Genomic DNA, 19,756 nt, shown 5'->3' with positions numbered 1-19,756 from the left:
AGCCGTGTAGCTTCGATGCCTGGCCTTGAGCCGGGCTTTTTCAATTTGTACCATCGAGCCTTGTCCCGTTTGATGATTGAGTTCGCATGAGCGGGGCCATGATGGGAAGCCGCAATGCAAGAATCATTGGTTCAATTGGATTCTAACCTGGCGGAATCTCAGCGTGCCTATTACAGGAAGACTGCGCAACTTTATGATCAGATGCATGTCTCCCAGGCTGATGAACATACATTCGCTTTGCAGTGGTTGACCGGACTCGTTCGGCTTTATGAATTCCGACGTGTGCTTGACGTTGGGTGTGGGACCGGTCGCGTCGGGCTGTGGCTGGCCCAGCATGCGCCGGATGTTGAGGTCTTCGGGTTGGAACCCGTTCCCGAGATGATTGCCGAGGCAATTCGCAAGGGTCATCGCCACGACCGGCTTGTTGAAGGCAGCGCCCTCGACATCCCCTACCCCGACGACAGTTTCGATTTGGTCTGCGCATTCGGCATGTTGCATCATGTGCGCGACGATATGCGGGCTGTCCGCGAGATGTCGCGTGTGGCCGGTAAAGCCGTCTTCATTTCCGATTCCAACAATTTCGGCCATGGAAGCCCGGTGGCCCGTCTCGTCAAGCAACTCATTCACCGGCTGGGGTTTTGGCCGCTGGCCGATTTCCTGAAGACCCGCGGGAAGGGCTATGTGGAATCGGAAGGGGATGGGATTGCCTACAGCTACAGCGCTTTCGACAGTCTCTCGCTACTGCGGTCCAAATTCCCGAAGTCCTATTTTCTGAATACGGCTCCCGCGGGTCCGAACCTCTATCGCACCGCGCCCAGCGTCGCGATGTTCCTTACCAAAACCTGAAAGTGGAGCCATCCGGATCGGAGCCGTTCCTCCGCTTCCCGTTGCGGCACGGGACCCGGACGGTCCGTCCTGTTCTTCACCCCTCCGCCTGCGCCAGGAAATCCGCGGTCACCCGGTCCATCGTCGCCAGATGGGTGTGGAACCAGTCGGGGAAATGCTCGGTCACATACAGGCGGGCGCGGGCCTCGTTTCCCTCTTCCAGTTCGGCTTCCATGGTTGCGACCACGTTCAGGACGCGGGCGTGCTCGTCCTTGTGACAGTGCAGGGCGAAGAAGCCGTGCTGGGTCATCAGTGCGTTCTCGCGGGCGAAATGCTCGCGCAGATGCTTGGCGAAAGCGGCGAAGGGGGCTTGAAGCTCGCCGGCCGGGGCGTCGTGGGCGGCTTGCCAGAGGGCCAGGGAGTCGGCGTGGTCGCGGTCCATAACCTCGTAGCCGAGAACGGGGGCATCGGCTGATGGGGCGGCAGATGGGGCGGCTGAGGGGATGGCGGGCGTGGTGGTCGCAAGCATGATGTTCGCTTCCAAAAGAGATGGCCTTCGGAGACGACGCTCCGAAGGCCACCATACCCGCAAGTCCGTCAGGGTTTCTTGACGGCGGTCAAGACACCCGGATCGTCAGGCTTTCGCCTCGCCGGCCTCAAGCTCGTCGATGAAGCCGCGGATGACGCCAAGGCCCCTCTGCCAGAAGGCGGGGTCGGAGGCATCGAGCCCGAACGGAGCCAGCAGCTCCTTGTGGCGCAGCGTGCCGCCGGCCTCCAGCATGGCCAGATACTTCTCGGCGAAACCCTTCTCTGCGTCCTGATAGACCGCATAGAGCGAGTTCACCAGGCAGTCGCCGAAGGCATAGGCATAGACATAGAAGGGCGAGTGGATGAAGTGGGGGATGTAGGACCAGTAATGCCGGTATCCCTCGTCGAAGCGCAGCGCCGGGCCCAGGCTTTCGACCTGCACCGCCATCCAGATTTCGCCGATCCGTTCCGGCGTCAGTTCGCCCTCGCGCCGTTCGGTGTGGACGCGGCGTTCGAAATCGAAAAAGGCGATCTGGCGCACCACCGTGTTCAACATGTCCTCGACCTTGCCGGCCAGCATGATGCGGCGGCGCTTAGGGTCGGTCTCCGCCGCCAGCAGGGCGCGGAAGGTCAGCATCTCGCCGAACACCGACGCGGTCTCCGCCAGTGTCAGCGGGGTGTCGGACAGGAAGTGACCTTGGCGGCCGGCCAGGATCTGGTGGACGCCATGCCCAAGCTCATGGGCCAGCGTCATCACGTCGCGCGTCTTGCCCTGGTAGTTGACCAGCAGATAGGGGTGGACGCTGGGCACGGTCGGGTGGGCGAAGGCGCCCGGCGCCTTGCCGGGGCGGACCGGGGCGTCGATCCAGGGATTGTCGAAGAAGCGCTTGCCCAGACTGGCGAGGTCGGGGGAGAAGCGGCCATAGGCGCCCAGCACGATGTCGCGCGCCTCGTCCCACGGGATGCTGCGGTCGGCATCCTCCGGCAGGGGTGCGTTGCGGTCCCAGTAATCCAGATGGTCCTGGCCGAACCACTTCGCCTTCATCGCATAATAGCGGTGCGACAGCTCCGGATAGGCGCTCTTGACGGCGGAGACCAGCGCGTCGACGACTTCATCTTCGACCCGGTTGGACAGGTTGCGGGAGGAGGTCGGCGTCGGGTAGTTGCGCCAGTCGTCCTCGATCTCCTTGTCCTTGGCCAGCGTGTTGGTGATCAGCGCGAACAGACGCGCATTCTCGCCCAGCACCTTACCCACCGACTCGCCGGCTTCGCGGCGGACGGCGGGGTTGCGGTCGGACAGGCGGTTCAGCGCCTCCGCACAGGTCAGCTCCTTGCCGCCCATGGGGAAGCGCAGGCTGGCGATGGTCTCGTCGAACAGGCGGTTCCAGGCGGCGCGGCCGACGACGTGCTTTTCGTGCAGCAGCCGTTCGATCTCGTCGGACAGCTGGTGATCGCGATAGAGGCGGACGTCGCGCAGCCACGGCTCGTAATGGCGCAGGGCCGAGGACGCTTTCTGCTTGGCCGCCAGATCCTTGTCGTCCAGCCGGTTGATCTCCAGCGTGAAGAAGATCAGGTGGGCGGAGATGTCGTTCACCCGCTCCTGTGCCGACTGGTAGAACTTGGCGATGGCCGGGTCGACCATGTTGCCGTTGTAGACCAGCCCGGCATAGGACATGACGCGCGACAGCGTCTCGTCGATGTCCTCATACTTGCGGATCGCCGCAGCCAGATCGTCGCCGTTCAGCGCCGCCAGCTTGCCGGCATAGCGCTCGCGGAAGGCCTTGCACTCCCGCTCCATCCGGTCGAGGTCGGCCTTCAGCTCCGGCGACTCGGTGCCCGGGTAGAGGTCGCTCAGGTCCCAGGTGGGAAGCGCGCCCAGATCGGGGGTGTCGTTTGCGGCCGTGGCGGCGCTGCTGGTCATCGGGTCGCTCCAGAGATTTGCCAGAGATTTGTCGGATCCATATAAGCGCGCACTCGGCGCGGGCAAAGCCTTCATCGGGCGGGCGGGCGTTCCAGCGCTCCGCCGGTGGGATGCAGCGCCCGCCGTCCGGCCCGCAGGACCGCGCGTGACAGGTCGGCCAGCGCGGTTCCGGCGATCCGGCTCTGCTGCCAATAGAGCGGCACGTCCAGCGGGCGGCCGGCAACCAACTCCACCAGACGGCCCGCCGCCAGATGGTCGGCCACCAGCGGATCCGGGTTCATCCCCCATCCCAACCCGGCCAACGCCCCGTCGACGAAGGCATGGGTGGAGGGCAGCCAATGGGTCGGCGGAGTGAGCGCGGGTCCTTGATCGCCGTCGCCCAGCACCATGCGCAACCACTGCGCCTGCAACTGGTCCTTGCGGTTGAAGGTCAGGCACGGCGCGTTCGCCAAGGCGTCCGCCGTCACCCCGTCGGCGAAATGGCGCCGCAGGTAATCCGGGCTGGCGGTGGCGCGGTAGCGGAGTGCGCCCAGCGGGTGGCTGTTGCAGCCGGGAACCGGTGCCGCGCTGGCGGTGACGGCGGCCACCACCTCGCCCTTGCGCAGCCATTCGGCGCTGTGGTCCTGGTCGTCCAGCACCAGATCGAAGAGGCAGTCGGGCAACTCGGCCATCGCCGCGACGAACCATGTGGCGAGGCTGTCGGCATTCACCGCGATTCGCAGGGTGACCGGACCGTCCGCCGGACTCAGGCCGGGCAGGGCGCCGCGCAGTTCGCTTTCCAGCAGCGCCACCTGTTCCACGTGCTGACACAGGCGCTGGCCGGCGGCGGTGCCGGTGCAGGGCTGGCCGCGCACGACCAGGACGGTGCCCAGCCGCTCCTCCAGCAGTTTCACCCGCTGTGACACCGCCGACGGGGTGACGTGCAGCTGCCGGGCGGCGCGCTCGAAGCTGCCGGTGCGGATGACGGCGGCCAGAGCCGTCAGCAGCGGATAGTCAAGCATGAATTAGCTCTGCTTAATCAGGTCAAGGAGGATTAAGTACGGCAATAGGGTGGGCGGTGGTAGCGGAATGGCACACAGCCACTCCGGAACCTCCACCATGACCGACCTTTCCCCCGCCGCATTGTTGCCGGCCTTCCTGCCGGGCCTGTTCCTGGGCTTCAGCCTGATCGTCGCCATCGGGGCGCAGAACGCCTTCGTGCTGCGACAGGGCCTGCGCAACGAGCATGTGCTGGCGATCTGCGCCACCTGTGCCCTGTCGGACGCCATCCTGATCCTGGCCGGGGTGAGCGGATTCGCCACCGTCGCGGCACGCTGGCCGTGGCTGGAGCCGCTGATGCGTTATGCCGGCGCCGCCTTCCTGTTGGTCTATGGCCTGCGTAGCGCCCGGTCGGCGTGGGCCGGCGGCAGCGGGCTGAACCCGGCCGACCGGGAGCCGGGCGGGCTGCTGCCGGCGCTGCTGACCTGCCTGGCGCTGACTTGGCTGAACCCGCATGTCTATCTGGATACGGTGGTGCTGGTCGGCTCCGTCTCAGCCCGCTTCGCCGAGGCGCGGGGGGCCTTCGCGCTGGGGGCGATGACGGCGTCCTTCCTGTTCTTCTTCGCGCTCGGCTACGGCGCCCGGCTGCTGCGCCCACTGTTTGCCCGGCCCAGCGCGTGGCGGGTGATGGACGGCGTCATCGCCCTGGTGATGTGGGCGATCGCGGTGGGGCTGCTGATGGGGCAGACAGGGGCGTGAGGTCGCCGTTCCTCAATCCCCCTCCTGCGCCCGGCGGATGGCCGCCTCCACGCATTGCAGGTGCAGCTTCTTGCGGGCGAGCTGGCGGGCGCGGCGTTCCTCCAGGTCGGTGGTCGCCATCGCCTCGATGATGCAGCCGCGCCAGCCATTGGCGTCCAGGGCGCGGGCGACCTCGGCATAGCCGAAATAGCCCTTGTCCGGCTGTTCCCAGGGCGCGCGGAAATCGGCGCGGCGCAGGACGAAGCGGTTGGACTGGCTGCCGCCGCCCAGGTTGGTGAGACGGGCCACGATCAGGCGCTCGCCGTTGCCGTGAACGACGGTCAGGATCGGGCGAATCCCGGTGATGGGTGGATCGACGGCCATGATCCATGCATAACGGTCCGGGGGCGTCCTGACCAGAGCGTCGCTGATCGCACTGCCGACGCTCCATCTCCCGCCCGAACGGAGAATCGCTCATGCGTCTCTTCAACCGCACCGTCCTGCACCATGTTCCCAGCCTGTCGTCCGCCGCCCTTGCGCTCCTTCTGCTGACCGGCCCCGCCGCGGCCCAGCTGGCGCCCGCGCCGACGGTGTCGCCGACCGTCTGCGAGGCCTATGCGGCAGGCGCGATGATCGAGGCGCAATTGTTCTTTGGGCGCAACATCGGCAGCGAGCTTGGCGTCAGCGATCGCGATTGGACCGACTTCCTCGACCGTGAGGTTACGCCGCGCTTTCCCAACGGGCTGACCGTCGTCGATGCCTCCGGTCATTGGCGTGATATCCAGACCGGCCATCTGGTGCGGGAGCCCAGCAAAATCCTCACTCTGCTGGCCGATGGCGACCCGGCGACCCTGCGGCTGATCCACGAAATCGTCGACCTGTACAAGGACCGCTTCCACCAGCAGTCGGTCGGGCTGGCCATTCGACCGGTGTGCGTGTCCTTCTGAGTTTCAAGAGTCGGAACATCGTTTCACGAATGGGGAATGCGACAGCCCGTCGCACCCCCGACCTTCTGACATTTGCCTGCACTTATGCTTTTGTCGCAGATTGTGGAGGCTGCGTAACGGATCGTTTCGCGGCCGAGAGGAAATACGCACCGAATAGTACCAAAATAGAACGAGGGACGCCCTGCCATGAGCGCGATCGCCAGCACCACCACTGCCGAGCTTTTCGACCAGATGCATGCCCGCTCCTTGTCGGACCCGGCCGGGTTCTGGGGAGAGGCGGCGAAGGACATCTCCTGGTACAAGCCATGGGACAAGGTGCTGGACGACAGCAACGCGCCCTTCTACCGCTGGTTCACCGGCGGGGAGCTGAACACCTGCTACAACGCGGTGGACCGCCATGTGGAAGGCGGGCGCGGCGATCAGGCCGCGATCATCTATGACAGCCCGGTCACCCAGACCGTCCAGACCATCACCTATGTCGAGTTGCAGGACCAGGTCGCCCGTTTCGCCGGCGCGCTGCGCGCCCAGGGGGTGGAGAAGGGCGACCGCGTTCTCCTCTACATGCCGATGATCCCGCAGTCTCTGGTCGCCATGCTGGCCTGCGCCCGTCTGGGCGCGGTGCATTCGGTGGTGTTCGGCGGCTTTGCCCCGCACGAACTTGCAACCCGCATCGACGACGCCAAGCCCAAGGCCATCGTTTCGGCCTCCTGCGGCATCGAGCCGAACCGCATCGTCAAGTACAAGCCGATGCTGGATGCCGCCATCGAGCAATCGGCCCACAAGCCGGGCAGCGTCATCGTCTGGCAGCGCCCGCAGGAAACCGCCTCCCTGATCGCAGGCCGCGACGTCGATTGGGCCGAGGCGGTGGCGAAGGCCGAGCCGGCGGAGTGCGTGGCGGTCAAGGCGACCGACCCGCTCTATATCCTCTACACCTCCGGCACGACCGGCCAGCCCAAGGGCGTGGTGCGCGACAATGGCGGCCATGCGGTGGCCCTGCGCTGGACCATGACAAACATCTACAACGTCAAGCCGGGCGAGGTGTATTGGGCGGCGTCGGACGTGGGTTGGGTCGTCGGCCATTCCTACATCGTCTATGCGCCGCTGCTGACCGGCTGCACCACCGTGGTCTTCGAAGGCAAGCCGGTCGGGACCCCCGATCCGGGCACCTTCTGGCGGGTGATCGAGCAGCACAAGGTCGGCACGCTGTTCACCGCCCCCACCGCCTTCCGCGCTATCAAGCGCGAGGATCCGGACGCCAATTACCTGAAGAAGTACGACCTGTCGCACTTCCGCGCCCTGTTCCTGGCCGGCGAGCGGTCGGACCCCGACACGCTGCATTGGGCCGAGGACAATCTGAACGTCCCGGTGATCGACCACTGGTGGCAGACGGAGACCGGCTGGGCGATCTCCGGCAATCCGCTGGGCGTCCACCTGTTCCCGATCAAGTACGGCTCCGCCACCCGGCCGATGCCGGGCTGGGACGTGCGGGTGCTGAACGCCGAGCTGAAGGAGGTTCCGCGCGGCGACATCGGCGCCATCTGCGTCAAGCTGCCGCTGCCTCCGGGCACGCTGCCGACGCTGTGGAACGCCGACGAGCGCTTCAAGAAGTCCTACCTCGCCGATTATCCCGGCTACTACCAGACCGGCGACGCCGGATTCATCGACGATGACGGCTATGTCTATGTCATGGCCCGCACCGACGACATCATCAACGTCGCCGGCCACCGCCTGTCGACCGGCGCCATGGAAGAGGTGCTGTCGAGCCACAAGGACGTCGCCGAATGCGCGGTGATCGGCGTGGCCGACGACCTGAAGGGGCAGGTGCCGCTGGGATTCGTCTGCCTGAAGGCCGGCGTGACCCGCCCGCACGAGGAGATCGTCCGGGAAGTCGTCCAGTTGGTGCGCGAGCAGATCGGCCCGGTCGCCGACTTCAAGCGGGCCCTGGTGGTCGATCGCCTGCCGAAGACCCGCTCCGGCAAGATCCTGCGCGGCACCATGCAGAAGATCGCCGACAGCCAGGACTACAAGATGCCGGCGACCATCGACGATCCGGGCATCCTGCCGGAGATCGCCGACGCGTTGAAGACGCTGGGCTACGCCAAGGCCAGCAGCACGTCGGCCTGACAGGCTTCATGAAAGCGGGGCGGCCTTCGGGCCGCCCTTCTTCATTTCGGGACCGGGATCAGCATGAGACGACCGACAGGTTTTCCGGCTCCTCGCTGCCGAGGTCGAGCAGCGGCAGGAAACTCGCGGGCTCCTGCGCGCCGGAGAGCGCGTAGCGGCGGTTGAAGATATAGCAGGGTACCGCCTGCAGCCCCATCTGACGGGCCAACGTATCGGCGGCTAGGACAGAGGCCGATTCGGCATCGGTGGACAACTGGCGCCGTGTCTCGACGAAATCCATTCCCAGCCCGGCAGCGACGCTGGCGAGTGCGTCAGGGTCGCCGATGTCCACGCCCTCGACGAAATAGGCGGCGAACAGCGCGTCGGCCATGGCGTTGCCCAGCCCCAGCCGGCCGGCGATGCGGACCAGACGGTGGGCGTCGAAGCTGTTGGGCGTGCGCTGGATGCGGTCGAGTGCCAGCGGCAATCCGTCGCGCGCCGCCGTATCCTCCACCACCCGGTGAATCTGCCGCGCCCGCTCCGCCCCGCCGAACTTGGCGGCGAGATACTCGTCACGCGACATACCGCCGCGCGGCATGTCCGGGTTCAACTGGAACGGCTGCCAGCGGATTTCCGGGCGCAGGTTCGGGCGCTGCACCAGCGCGCGGTCGAGCCGGCGCTTGCCGATGTAGCACCAGGGGCAGATCAGGTCGGCGAAGGTTTCGATCAGCATGCCGCCACTATCCGCGCCTCCTCCAATTGGAGCAACCGCTTCTTCCGTCTCATCCCGCGGGGTGGAAGGGCCATGCAACCGTTTGTTAACCGAGTTGGCTCAACAGTCCTGAACAGTCCCGCCGATATTTGCAAGGTCGGCGGACACATCCCGGTGGGCGATTCCCGATGAGCAATTCCTACGTCGACGGCAAGGTGCGCGAAGCGATCCTGGCGGCCAAGGGCAGCCGGATGAACGCGCAGAAGATCCTAATGGCCTGGGCCGTCGAGGATCCCGACCTGCTGCGCGGCATCGCCCAGCCCTTCCTGAAAGCCATCGCCGCCGCCGCCATCGAACGCGCCGGCCGTCCCGCCAGCAGCAGGCCGGCCGCACGCCCAGCCGCCGCCGGCGGTGCGGGGGGCGGGCGTCCGTCGGCCTCCGGCCTCAGCCGCGATGCGCTCGAGACTCTGCTGAACCAACTGGGCCGCGAGCCGGACGAACAGCAGGCTCCACAGCGCGCAACGCCTGCCGGCAAGTCCGCGCCGGCGGGGAAGGGCGCCACCATCCACAGCGCCCCGGCCGGCGGGCCGAATCATGAAAAGGCTATGATGGCGATCGCCAAGGCCTTCGTCGCCAAGAAGGTGCGTTGACGCCTTACGACCCGTTGTTGGCCGTATAGGGCGTGGCGTCGTCGAACCAGCTCCGCTTGCGCGGCAGCGTCCGCACGTCCGGCGGCGGACTGGCCAGCGCGGTGTTGCCGTTGCGGTAGGGATCCGGAATGTGGTGGCATTCGACGTCGGCCAGCGTGCGGTAGCAATAGAGCCGCGACCGGTCGATCTCGACCTTGTCGGGGCAATAATCGCCGTCCTTCTCGAAGCTGAGGATGGAGCAATCGCGCCCGGTGGCCGCCGAAACGATATGGTCGCCGATGGTCTTCTTGGTCGCGTTCAGCGTCACGACATCGGCCCCAGCCGCAGCCAGACCGAGCGGGGAGGTGCAGCCGGCCAGTGCCCACGCCGAAATCGCCAGCGACAGGACAAGCCGGGCCCGCCTGGACCCCATTCGCGCCGCATTCATCACTGCGCCCACCATCCTGCAAATCCCCTTGCCGGCCCCTCCTGCCAAGCAGGGGCCACCCATCCTGCACATTGCGCGCGAACCCGGTTAACGAGCGGTGAATTCGCCGATGGGGCGAGCCTTAACGAAGCAGGGTGCAGATGCGCGCCCGGCATTGCACGACGACGAAGGCGTCCTTTTCCTCGGTGCAGCCGACCTTGAAGGTCGTCGATCCTTCCCGTCCGACGGTGTAACGCAGCACCTCGACCTTGGCCGGCGTGCAGTTGCCCATCGACTTGGCGATTTCCTTCGCCTCGGCCTGGGCGGCTGAGACATTGGCAGCCGCCATGGCGGGGCCCGCAGCCGCGAAGACGGCGACGGCTGGAACAACGGCGATGAGACGGAAGAGGAGCGAGTCACGGAACGTCATGGGCGGACTATCGCACGGGGTAGGGCGGTTCCGGAAGGGCTGCCTCCGAAATGTCGCAGCGATGCGAATCCCGCGCGCAGGACTGACGAAGCTGCTATTCTCGGCTCGAAACGCAAGCGGGACGGCGCCTCGCCGACCGCTGCCGGATACGGGTGGGGAAACGCATGACCTTGAATGAACGGCGGCTCGGCGACCGCATCCTTGCCGCGCTGGAGCTGGCGCTGGAACAGAAGCATCTCGACGTCGCTGAACATCTGGCCCGCGCGCTGGAAGAGACGCTGACCCGGTTCGGCGGACCGGATGCGGTCGACCATCGCGAACTGTCCGCCGGTATGCTGCAGGCCTTCGACCGGCTGGAGGCCCTGCGTCGCGACGCCCACCGTCTGCCCTGAGCGGGCGGGCGGATCATCCCGGTGCCGCCGGCTCCGCCTTCGGAAAATTTTTTGCAATTTGGTGATTGACAGGCGGCGGCCGGGGCGACTACAAACCGCCCACCGAACGACGGGGGCCTTCAACGGTTCCGGTTGAAAACACTAAGCGGTTCAAGCCTTTGGCTCTGTAACGGCGTGGTGTTTTGAAACAAGTCGCTCTGCGCGGGTGTAGCTCAGTTGGTTAGAGCGCCGGCCTGTCACGCCGGAGGCCGCGGGTTCAAGTCCCGTCACTCGCGCCACTCTCTTTTTTAAATTGCGCGTAACGCGCCAGTATGTCCAAAGGACTCGCAAACCGCGGGTCCTTTTTCGCATGCGTATTGTCTTTCCTTTTCCCCGTTTTAAAAACGTGGTATTACCAAGCTCTCTCGCGGGGGCCGGCTTGTCCTTCCGCGTGGTGAAAAGCGATTCAAAGCGCTTTCCTTGCCCACGGTCTCGGCATATATTCCGGCCCGTCTGATGGGCTAATCCAAGGCATGGCTGCCACGGCTTTGCGCTTCCGCCGATTTCCCGGCCGGAACGGCGCCCGTGGTCGTGGGCTTATGGGAGGAACGCGGTGTCGACTCCGCTGATCATTGAGTATCTTCCGATCCTGGTGTTTCTGCTGATCGGCATCGCGCTGGCCGCGGTGATGGTTGGGGCATCCTACGTCATCAGCCCGAAGAACCCGGACGCCGAGAAGGTCTCCCCCTACGAATGCGGCTTCGAGCCGTTCGAGGACGCGCGCACCAAGTTCGACGTGCGGTTCTACCTGGTCTCGATCCTGTTCATCATCTTCGACCTGGAAGTCGCCTTCCTGTTCCCGTGGGCGGTCGCCCTGGGCGACATCGGGCTGTTCGGCTTCTGGTCGATGATGCTGTTCCTGGGCATCCTGACCATCGGCTTCATTTATGAGTGGAAGAAAGGAGCTCTGGAATGGGAGTAGAGGTCGCCAAGCCGCTGGCGCCGATTCCGCCCGGACCGGAACAGGACGCCTACATCCGCGCGGTCTCGGACGAGATCCAGGACAAGGGCTTCGTGCTGGCGAAGTACGAGGACCTGCTGGCCTGGGCCCGGACGGGCTCGCTGTGGCCGATGACCTTCGGTCTGGCCTGCTGCGCGGTGGAGATGATCCACGCCTATATGAGCCGGTATGACCTGGACCGTTTCGGCGTGATTCCGCGTCCCAGCCCGCGCCAGTCCGACTGCATGATCGTCGCCGGCACCCTGACCAACAAGATGGCCCCGGCACTCCGCAAGGTCTACGACCAGATGCCGGAGCCGCGCTGGGTCATCTCGATGGGCTCCTGCGCCAACGGCGGCGGCTACTACCACTATTCCTACGCGGTGGTGCGTGGCTGCGACCGGATCGTGCCGGTGGACATCTATGTGCCCGGCTGCCCGCCGACGGCGGAGGCGCTGATTTACGGCATCCTCCAGCTCCAGAAGAAGATCAAGCGCGGCAACCGCATCGCCCGCTGATCCCAGCGGACCGGACCGGCCGGGGCCAAGCAAGAGGCTCCGGACCCGCGGCCGGAAGAGAAGCGCGCTGAAGACAAGTAGGAAGGCAGGGTCCCACCCATGTCCGAACAGGCGTTGAAGGAACTCGGGGACGACATCGCGGCCAAGATCGGCGGCGACGTCCTGAAGGTCGAGGTGAGGCTCGGCGAACTGATGGTAACGGTCAAACGGCCGGCCATCCTGGCGGTGCTGACAGCGCTGCGCGACGATCCGGCCACCCGGTTCGAGCAGCTGACCGACATCACCGCGGTCGATTACCCGGACCGCGTGGAGCGGTTCGAGGTCGTCTACCAGCTGCTCAGCTACACCCACAACCAGCGCATGCGCGTGAAGCTGGCCACCGACGAGGACACGCCCGTCCCGTCGGCCGTTGCCGTCTTCAGCGCCGCGAACTGGTTCGAGCGCGAGGTGTGGGACCTGTTCGGCATCTTCTTCGAGAACCATCCGGACCTGCGCCGCATCCTCACCGACTACGGGTTCGAGGGGCACCCCTTCCGCAAGGACTTCCCGCTGACCGGCTACGTCGAAGCCCGCTACGACGAAGACCAGAAGCGCGTGATCTACGAGCCGGTCCGTCTGACCCAGGATTTCCGCGCCTTCGACTTCCTCAGCCCGTGGGAAGGCATGACCAACGTCATGCTGCCCGGCGATGAGAAGGCGGCCCTCCAGGACGGGAGCAAGAAGCCGTGAGCATGACCGTTTCGACCGAATCGGCGACCGGCGTCGTAGCAACTGGTCCGAACGGGGCGAACAGCGCCTCCGGTCCGGAGACCAAGACGCAGATCAAGCCCTACACGATGAATTTCGGGCCGCAGCACCCGGCCGCCCACGGCGTGCTCCGTCTGGTGATGGAGCTGAACGGCGAGGTGGTGGAGCGTTGCGATCCGCACATCGGCCTGCTGCACCGCGGCACCGAAAAGCTGATCGAGTACAAGACCTACATCCAGGCCGTGCCGTATTTCGACCGCCTGGATTATGTCAGCCCGATGTGCATGGAGCACGCCTATGTGCTCGGCATCGAGAACCTGCTGCAGATCAAGGCGCCGCTGCGCGCCCAATACATCCGCGTGCTGTTCTCGGAAATCACGCGCATCCTGAACCACATCCTGTCGATCACGACCGGTGCGCTGGACGTCGGCGCGATCACCCCGGCGCTGTGGGGCTTCGAGGAACGCGAAATCCTCATGGAGTTCTACGAGCGCGTGTCGGGTGCCCGCCTGCACGCCAACTACTTCCGGCCGGGCGGCGTCGCCTGGGACATCCCGGACGGCCTGCTGGACGACATCTGGGCCTTCACCGAGCGTTTTCCGAAGTTCATGGACGACCTCGAAAGCCTGCTGACCGAGAACCGCATCTTCAAGCAGCGCACGGTCGACATCGGCATCGTCACCAAGGAGCAGGCGCTCGACTGGGCCTTCACCGGCCCGATGCTGCGCGGCTCCGGCGTCGCCTGGGATCTGCGCAAGTCGCAGCCCTACGAGGTCTATGACCGCATGGAGTTCGACGTCCCGGTCGGCCTGACAGGCGACTGCTGGGCGCGCTATCTCGTGCGCATGGAGGAGATGAAGCAGTCGCTGCGCATCATCCGCCAGTGCTGCAAGGAGATGCCTGCCGGTCCCTACAAGATCGAGGACCGCAAGGTGTCCCCGCCGCCGCGCGGCGAGATGAAGCGCTCGATGGAAGCGCTGATCCACCACTTCAAGCTCTTCACCGAGGGCTTCCACGTTCCGGCCGGCGAGACCTACACCGCCATCGAGGCGCCCAAGGGCGAGTTCGGCGTGTATTTGGTGTCCGACGGCACCAACAAGCCCTACCGCTGCAAGATCCGCGCGCCGGGCTTCGCCCATCTTCAGGGCCTGGACTTCATGTCGAAGGGTCACATGCTGGCCGACGCAGTCGCCAACATCGCCTCGATGGACATCGTTTTCGGAGAAATCGATCGATGAGCGCGCCCGCTTCCGATCACGGCCACGCCGAGCCGACCAGCTTCACCTTCACCCAGGAAAACCTGGAACTGGCGAAGCGCATCATCGCCAAGTACCCGGAAGGCAAGCAGGCCAGCGCCTGCATGCCGCTGCTGGACGTGGCCCAGCGTCAGAACGGCGGCTGGCTGCCGCGCGTCGCCATGGACGCCGTGGCCGACCTGCTGGGCATGCCGCGCATCCGCGTGTACGAGGTCGCGACCTTCTACACGATGTACAACAAGACCCCGGTCGGCCGGCACCACGTCCAGGTCTGCACCACCACCCCCTGCTGGCTGCGCGGGTCGGACGAGATCGTCCACACCTGCAAGAAGAAGCTCGGCATCGAGGTGGGCGAGACCACGGCCGACGGCCAGTTCACGCTGGGCGAGGTCGAATGCTCGGGCGCCTGCGTCAACGCGCCGGTTGTGCAGATCGGTGACGATTACTACGAAGACGTCGGCCCAGAGCATATGGAGCGCATCCTCGACGCGCTGGCGCGCGGCGAGACGCCCAAGCCCGGTTCGCAGATCGGCCGTCAGTCCTCGGAGCCGGTCGGCGGCCCGACGACGCTGAAGGCTTTCACCACCGCGCAAGCGGACGCCACCACCGCGCAAGCGGACGATTGAGGGGGAGGGGACAGCGATGCTTCGCGATGAGGACCGCATCTTCACCAACCTCTACGGCTACCAGGACTTCGGTCTCGAGGCGGCCCGCAAGCGCGGTGACTGGGACAACACGGCGTCCTTCCTGGCCAATGGCCGGGACTGGATCATCGATCAGGTGAAGGAATCGGGGCTGCGCGGCCGTGGCGGCGCCGGCTTCTCGACCGGCATGAAGTGGTCCTTCATGCCGAAGAACGTGACCGACAAGCCCGTCTACCTCGTCATCAACGCCGACGAGGGCGAGCCCGGCACCTGCAAGGACCGCGACATCCTGCGCCACGATCCGCATAAGCTGATCGAGGGCTGCCTGATCGCCGGTTTCGCCATCGGCGCCAGCGCCTGCTACATCTACATCCGCGGCGAGTTCTACAACGAGGGTTCCAACGTACAGCGCGCCATCGACGAGGCGTACGCGGCGGGGCTGATCGGCAAGAACGCCTGCGGCACCGGCTACAGCTACGACGTCTACATCCACCGGGGTGCGGGCGCGTATATCTGTGGCGAGGAAACCGCGCTCATCGAGTCGATCGAGGGCAAGAAGGGGCAGCCGCGCAACAAGCCGCCGTTCCCCGCCCAGGCCGGTCTCTATTCCTGCCCGACCACGGTGAACAACGTCGAATCCATCGCGGTTGTTCCCACCATCCTGCGTCGCGGCGCGTCCTGGTTCGCCGGTCTCGGCCGTCCGAAGAACTCGGGCACCAAGCTCTTCTGCATCTCCGGGCACGTCAACAAGCCGTGCAACGTGGAAGAGGAGATGGGCATCCCGCTGAAGGAGCTGATCGAAAAGCACGCCGGCGGCGTGCGCGGCGGCTGGGACAATCTGCTGGCGGTCATCCCCGGCGGCTCGTCGGTTCCGGTCCTGCCGAAGTCGATCTGCGACACCGTCCTGATGGATTTCGACAGCCTGCGCGAAGTGCAGTCCGGCCTCGGCACCGCCGCGGTGATCGTGATGGACAAGTCCACCGACATCGTGAAGGCCATCGCCCGCCTGTCGCAGTTCTATGCGCATGAGTCCTGCGGCCAGTGCACGCCGTGCCGCGAAGGCACCGGCTGGATGAACCGCGTCATGCAGCGCATGGTCACCGGCAACGCGCGCATGGAAGAGATCGACATGCTGCTGCAGGTCACCAAGCAGGTCGAAGGCCACACCATCTGCGCGCTCGGCGACGCTGCCGCCTGGCCGATCCAGGGCCTGTTCCGCCACTTCCGTCCGGAAGTGGAGCGGCGCATCCAGGCCTACCGCAACAGCGCCCCGCTGGCGGCCGAGTAAGGAGTTCCCGTTCCCATGCCGAAACTGACCATCGACGGGATCGAGATCGAGGTCGAGCCGGGCACCTCGATCCTCCAGGCTTGCGAGCAGCTGGGGATCGAGATTCCGCGCTTCTGCTACCATGAGCGTCTCAGCGTGCCGGCCAACTGCCGCATGTGCCTCGTGGAAATGGAGCGCGCGCCCAAGCCGGTCGCGTCCTGCGCCATGCCCTGCGGCGACGGAATGGTCGTCCGCACCAACAGCGAGACCGTCCTGAAGGCCCGCAAGGGCGTCATGGAGTTCCTGCTGATCAACCACCCGCTGGATTGTCCGATCTGCGATCAGGGCGGCGAGTGCGATCTGCAGGATCAGGCCATGGCCTATGGCTTCGACCGCGGCCGCTACGGCGAGAACAAGCGCGCGGTCAAGGACAAGTATATGGGTCCGGTCATCAAGACCATCATGACCCGTTGCATCCATTGCACCCGCTGCATCCGCTTCATCAACGAAGTGGCCGGTGTTCCCGATGTCGGCGCCGTCTATCGCGGCGAGCACATGGAGATCACCACCTTCGTCGAGAAGGCGATCGGGTCCGAGCTGTCGGGCAACCTCGCCGACGTCTGCCCGGTCGGCGCGCTGACCCACAAGCCCTACGCCTTCACGGCGCGCCCGTGGGAGCTGCGCAAGACCGAGACCATCGACGTCCTCGACGCCGTCGGCTCGAACATCCGCGTCGACGCCCGTGGCGCCGAGGTGATGCGCGTCCTGCCGCGGGTCAACGACGACATCAACGAGGAGTGGCTGAACGACAAGAGCCGCTACTCCTACGACGGTCTGAAGCGCCAGCGCCTCGATCGCCCCTACATCCGCCAGAACGGCAAGCTGGTCCCGGCCAGCTGGGCCGAGGCCTTCACCGCCGTCGCGGCGCGCCTGAAGGGTCTGTCCGGCAACCGCATCGCCGCCATCTCCGGCGATCTGGTCGATGTCGAGGCGCAGTTCGCGCTGAAGGAGCTGCTGTCGCGTCTCGGTTCGACGAACCTGGACTGCCGTCAGGACGGTGCGCGGTTCGACACCTCGGTCCGCGCCGGCTATCTGTTCAACTCGGGCATCGCCGGCATCGAAAAGGCCGACGTGATCCTGCTGGTCGGCACCAACCCGCGCTGGGAAGGCACGCTGGTCAACGCCCGCATCCGCAAGCGCTATCTGGCGGGCGGCGTCACCATCGCCTCCATCGGCGAGCAGCGTGACCTGACCTATCCCTACAGCGTGATCGGCTCCGGTCCGGACACGCTGCAGCAGCTGGTCGACGGCAGCCATCCGTTCGCCGAGACGCTGCGCGCCGCCAAGAACCCGATGATCATCGTCGGCATGGGCGCCTTCCAGCGCGCCGACGGTCTCGCGGTCCAGGCCGCCGCCCGTCTGGTCGGCGAGGCCTACGGCATGTTCCGCGACGACTGGAACGGCTTCAACGTCCTGCACACCGCCGCGGCGCGTGTCGGCGGCATCGAGGCAGGCTTCCTGCCGGGCGAGGGCGGCCGCGACATCCACGGCATCCTCGACGGCGCGTCGAAGGGTGAGATCGACTTCGTCTACCTGCTGGGTGCCGACGAGATCGACATGGCCAAGCTCGGCAACGCCTTTGTCGTCTATCAGGGCCACCATGGCGATGCCGGCGCCCACCGCGCCGACGTCATCCTGCCCGGTGCCGCCTACACCGAGAAGAACGCGGTCTACGTCAACACCGAAGGTCGTCCGCAGCTCGCCCGCCTCGCGGTCTTCCCGCCGGGCGAAGCGCGCGAGGACTGGAAGATCGTCCGCGCCCTGTCGGAAGTCCTGGGCACCACGCTGCCCTTTGACACCCACGGCCAGCTGCGCCAGCGGCTGATGGCGGCCAACCCGATCTTCGGCGCGGTCGGCGAGATGACCCCGGCCAGCTGGGCGCCGTTCGGCGCGCAGGGCCCGGTTGGCGCCGCCCCCTTCGTGACGCCGATCACCAACTTCTACATGACCGACCCGATCAGCCGGGCGTCGGTGACGATGGCCAACTGCACGGAAGCGCTGGTGGGCCCTGCTCAGGAGAGGACTGGCACCCATGGCTGAGTTCTGGAGCGGCTTCCTCCTGCCGCTGATCATTATGGTCCTGCAAATCCTGGCGATCACCGTGCCTCTGCTGGTGGCCGTCGCCTTCATGACCTATGCCGAGCGCAAGATCATGGGCGCGATGCAACTGCGCCAGGGCCCGGCGATCGTCGGTCCATTCGGCCTGATGCAGCCCTTCGCCGACGGCCTGAAGCTGTTCGCCAAGGAGCAGATCCTGCCGGAAGGCGCCAACCGCATCGTGTTCTATGTCGCACCGATGCTGACCTTCTTCCTGGCGCTGATCGCCTGGGCGGTCATCCCGTTCGACTACGGGGTGGTGCTGTCCAACATCAACGTCGGCGTGCTGTACCTGTTCGCGATCTCCTCGCTGGGCGTGTACGGCATCGTGATGGCCGGCTGGGCCTCGAACTCGCGCTACGCCTTCCTCGGTGCGCTCCGCTCCGCGGCACAGATGGTGTCCTACGAGGTCTCGATGGGCCTCATCATCATCACCGTGCTGCTGTGCGTCGGTTCGCTGAACCTGACCGACATCGTGCGGGCCCAGGAGACGGTCTGGTTCTGCATCCCGCTGCTGCCGATGTTCGTGATGTTCTTCATCTCGGCGCTCGCGGAAACCAACCGCGCCCCCTTCGATCTGCCGGAAGGCGAGTCGGAGCTGGTCGCCGGCTTCATGGTCGAGTACAGCTCGGCTCCCTTCGCGCTCTTCTTCCTTGGCGAATACGCCAACATGATCCTGATGAGCGCGATGACGAGCATCCTGTTCCTCGGCGGCTGGCTGCCCCCGCTGCCCTTCGCGCCCTTCACCTGGGTGCCGGGTATCGTGTGGTTCGCGCTGAAGATCGCGTTCTGCCTGTTCACCTATGTCTGGGTTCGCGCCACCGTGCCTCGCTACCGCTACGACCAGTTGATGCGGCTGGGTTGGAAGGTCTTCCTGCCCCTGTCGCTGTTCTGGGTCGTGCTGACCGCCGGCGTCCTGGTGACCTTCGGCTGGCTGCCGAAGTAAGCGACGGCGAAAGCCTGCACCGAACCCACCATCGACATGTCGATTTGAGTGCCGGCGAGCCGCCCGACCAAAGGGCGGCCGCCGGCGAGGAAGGAGACGAAGAGGCCATGGCGTTCCTCGACCGCGCGGCGCGCAGCCTGTTCCTGACCGAGCTGCTGGGCGGCATGGCGCTGACCTTGCGCTACATGTTCAAGCCCAAGGTCACGATCAACTACCCCTATGAGAAGGGCCCCATCAGCTCCCGCTTCCGCGGTGAGCATGTGCTCCGCCGTTATGCGAACGGCGAGGAGCGCTGCATCGCGTGCAAGCTGTGCGAAGCGGTGTGCCCGGCTCTCGCCATCACCATCGAGGCCGAACCGCGCGACGACGGCAGCCGCCGCACCACGCGCTACGACATCGACATGACCAAGTGCATCTACTGCGGCCTGTGCCAGGAAGCCTGCCCGGTCGATGCGGTGGTCATGGGGCCGAACTTCGAGTTCTCCACCGAATCCCGTGAAGAGCTTTTCTACAACAAGCAGAAGCTGCTGGCGAACGGCGACCGCTGGGAGGCGGAAATCGCCCAGAACCTCGCGGCCGAGGCTCCCTACCGGTAAGCGGAAGCGAGAAAAA

General features: G+C 65.8%; 22 protein-coding genes and 1 tRNA gene. 16 read left to right on the top strand and 7 right to left on the bottom strand.

Translation table 11 applies throughout. The features are described from left to right. Positions 1-114: 114 nt before the first annotated feature. Positions 115-846 (top strand): class I SAM-dependent methyltransferase, encoded by a 732-nt coding sequence (locus tag B9N97_RS22630; protein WP_085089961.1) that lies wholly within the window; start codon positions 115-117, stop codon positions 844-846. Positions 847-922: 76 nt separating this feature from the next. Here the strand turns inward: B9N97_RS22630 and B9N97_RS22625 are convergent, their stop codons facing one another. From B9N97_RS22625 to B9N97_RS22615, 3 genes are all read right to left on the bottom strand, one after another. Beyond that, positions 923-1,354 (bottom strand): bacteriohemerythrin, encoded by a 432-nt coding sequence (locus B9N97_RS22625; protein ID WP_085090715.1) that lies wholly within the window; start codon positions 1,352-1,354, stop codon positions 923-925. A gap of 105 nt (positions 1,355-1,459) precedes the next feature. Beyond that, complete coding sequence (locus tag B9N97_RS22620) at positions 1,460-3,274, bottom strand: M3 family oligoendopeptidase (RefSeq protein ID WP_085089960.1); 1,815 nt, start codon at positions 3,272-3,274, stop codon at positions 1,460-1,462. 71 nt (positions 3,275-3,345) lie between these two features. After that, positions 3,346-4,275: a LysR family transcriptional regulator ArgP gene (locus B9N97_RS22615; RefSeq protein WP_085089959.1), complete on the bottom strand. Its 930-nt coding sequence runs from the start codon at positions 4,273-4,275 to the stop codon at positions 3,346-3,348. A gap of 97 nt (positions 4,276-4,372) precedes the next feature. On the opposite strand from B9N97_RS22615, the gene B9N97_RS22610 reads away from it, so the two are divergent. Next, positions 4,373-5,011, top strand: coding sequence for a LysE/ArgO family amino acid transporter (locus B9N97_RS22610; protein ID WP_085089958.1), 639 nt, complete (start codon positions 4,373-4,375; stop codon positions 5,009-5,011). 12 nt (positions 5,012-5,023) lie between these two features. Here B9N97_RS22610 and B9N97_RS22605 read toward each other — a convergent pair whose 3' ends face one another. Continuing rightward, positions 5,024-5,374, bottom strand: coding sequence for a hypothetical protein (locus B9N97_RS22605; RefSeq protein ID WP_085089957.1), 351 nt, complete (start codon positions 5,372-5,374; stop codon positions 5,024-5,026). 92 nt (positions 5,375-5,466) lie between these two features. Here B9N97_RS22605 and B9N97_RS22600 point away from each other — a divergent pair, with 92 nt between their 5' ends. Next, complete coding sequence (locus tag B9N97_RS22600) at positions 5,467-5,937, top strand: DUF3574 domain-containing protein (protein ID WP_085089956.1); 471 nt, start codon at positions 5,467-5,469, stop codon at positions 5,935-5,937. A gap of 186 nt (positions 5,938-6,123) precedes the next feature. Continuing rightward, entirely contained in the window at positions 6,124-8,061 is a 1,938-nt protein-coding gene (locus B9N97_RS22595) for a propionyl-CoA synthetase (protein WP_085089955.1), read from the top strand. A 58-nt stretch (positions 8,062-8,119) separates the two neighbouring features. Here B9N97_RS22595 and B9N97_RS22590 read toward each other — a convergent pair whose 3' ends face one another. Continuing rightward, positions 8,120-8,773 (bottom strand): DsbA family oxidoreductase, encoded by a 654-nt coding sequence (locus tag B9N97_RS22590; RefSeq protein WP_085089954.1) that lies wholly within the window; start codon positions 8,771-8,773, stop codon positions 8,120-8,122. A 167-nt stretch (positions 8,774-8,940) separates the two neighbouring features. Here B9N97_RS22590 and B9N97_RS22585 point away from each other — a divergent pair, with 167 nt between their 5' ends. Next, on the top strand, positions 8,941-9,402 hold the full coding sequence (locus B9N97_RS22585; protein WP_085089953.1) for a hypothetical protein: 462 nt from the start codon (positions 8,941-8,943) through the stop codon (positions 9,400-9,402). Positions 9,403-9,406: 4 nt separating this feature from the next. Here the strand turns inward: B9N97_RS22585 and B9N97_RS22580 are convergent, their stop codons facing one another. Continuing rightward, a complete protein-coding gene (locus B9N97_RS22580; protein WP_143266817.1) occupies positions 9,407-9,814 on the bottom strand; it encodes a hypothetical protein in 408 nt (135 codons plus the stop codon). Between the two features lie 136 nt (positions 9,815-9,950). Beyond that, positions 9,951-10,238 (bottom strand): hypothetical protein, encoded by a 288-nt coding sequence (locus tag B9N97_RS22575; protein ID WP_244560844.1) that lies wholly within the window; start codon positions 10,236-10,238, stop codon positions 9,951-9,953. Positions 10,239-10,402: 164 nt separating this feature from the next. Between B9N97_RS22575 and B9N97_RS22570 the strand changes: the two genes are divergently transcribed. The 11 genes from B9N97_RS22570 (at position 10,403) to nuoI (ending at position 19,740) form a co-directional block, all read left to right on the top strand. Further along, complete coding sequence (locus B9N97_RS22570) at positions 10,403-10,630, top strand: hypothetical protein (protein WP_085089951.1); 228 nt, start codon at positions 10,403-10,405, stop codon at positions 10,628-10,630. A 201-nt stretch (positions 10,631-10,831) separates the two neighbouring features. After that, positions 10,832-10,908 (top strand) — tRNA-Asp (locus B9N97_RS22565). Between the two features lie 314 nt (positions 10,909-11,222). Beyond that, positions 11,223-11,591, top strand: coding sequence for an NADH-quinone oxidoreductase subunit A (locus B9N97_RS22560; RefSeq protein ID WP_045580751.1), 369 nt, complete (start codon positions 11,223-11,225; stop codon positions 11,589-11,591). After that, positions 11,582-12,127 carry a NuoB/complex I 20 kDa subunit family protein gene (locus tag B9N97_RS22555; RefSeq protein WP_174470176.1) on the top strand — a complete coding sequence of 182 codons (546 nt, stop codon included), beginning with the start codon at positions 11,582-11,584 and terminating at the stop codon, positions 12,125-12,127. Before B9N97_RS22560 ends, B9N97_RS22555 begins: the two co-directional genes overlap by 10 nt. A 99-nt stretch (positions 12,128-12,226) precedes the next feature. After that, a complete protein-coding gene (locus B9N97_RS22550) occupies positions 12,227-12,856 on the top strand; it encodes an NADH-quinone oxidoreductase subunit C (protein ID WP_085089950.1) in 630 nt (209 codons plus the stop codon). A 107-nt stretch (positions 12,857-12,963) separates the two neighbouring features. After that, positions 12,964-14,112, top strand: coding sequence for an NADH-quinone oxidoreductase subunit D (locus B9N97_RS22545; protein WP_244560922.1), 1,149 nt, complete (start codon positions 12,964-12,966; stop codon positions 14,110-14,112). Beyond that, positions 14,109-14,756, top strand: a complete 648-nt coding sequence (gene nuoE, locus B9N97_RS22540; protein WP_085089948.1) for an NADH-quinone oxidoreductase subunit NuoE — start codon at positions 14,109-14,111, stop codon at positions 14,754-14,756. Before B9N97_RS22545 ends, nuoE begins: the two co-directional genes overlap by 4 nt. Positions 14,757-14,772: 16 nt before the next feature. Further along, complete coding sequence (nuoF, locus tag B9N97_RS22535) at positions 14,773-16,062, top strand: NADH-quinone oxidoreductase subunit NuoF (RefSeq protein WP_085089947.1); 1,290 nt, start codon at positions 14,773-14,775, stop codon at positions 16,060-16,062. Between the two features lie 15 nt (positions 16,063-16,077). Further along, positions 16,078-18,141 (top strand): NADH-quinone oxidoreductase subunit NuoG, encoded by a 2,064-nt coding sequence (gene nuoG, locus B9N97_RS22530; protein WP_085089946.1) that lies wholly within the window; start codon positions 16,078-16,080, stop codon positions 18,139-18,141. Then, complete coding sequence (gene nuoH / locus B9N97_RS22525; RefSeq protein WP_085089945.1) at positions 18,134-19,144, top strand: NADH-quinone oxidoreductase subunit NuoH; 1,011 nt, start codon at positions 18,134-18,136, stop codon at positions 19,142-19,144. Before nuoG ends, nuoH begins: the two co-directional genes overlap by 8 nt. Positions 19,145-19,251: 107 nt before the next feature. After that, on the top strand, positions 19,252-19,740 hold the full coding sequence (gene nuoI / locus B9N97_RS22520) for an NADH-quinone oxidoreductase subunit NuoI (protein ID WP_014248411.1): 489 nt from the start codon (positions 19,252-19,254) through the stop codon (positions 19,738-19,740). Positions 19,741-19,756: the final 16 nt, after the last annotated feature.

This window comes from Azospirillum oryzae (assembly GCF_900177515.1).
Taxonomy (GTDB): domain Bacteria; phylum Pseudomonadota; class Alphaproteobacteria; order Azospirillales; family Azospirillaceae; genus Azospirillum; species Azospirillum oryzae_A.
This window is presented reverse-complemented; position numbering and strand designations above follow the sequence as displayed.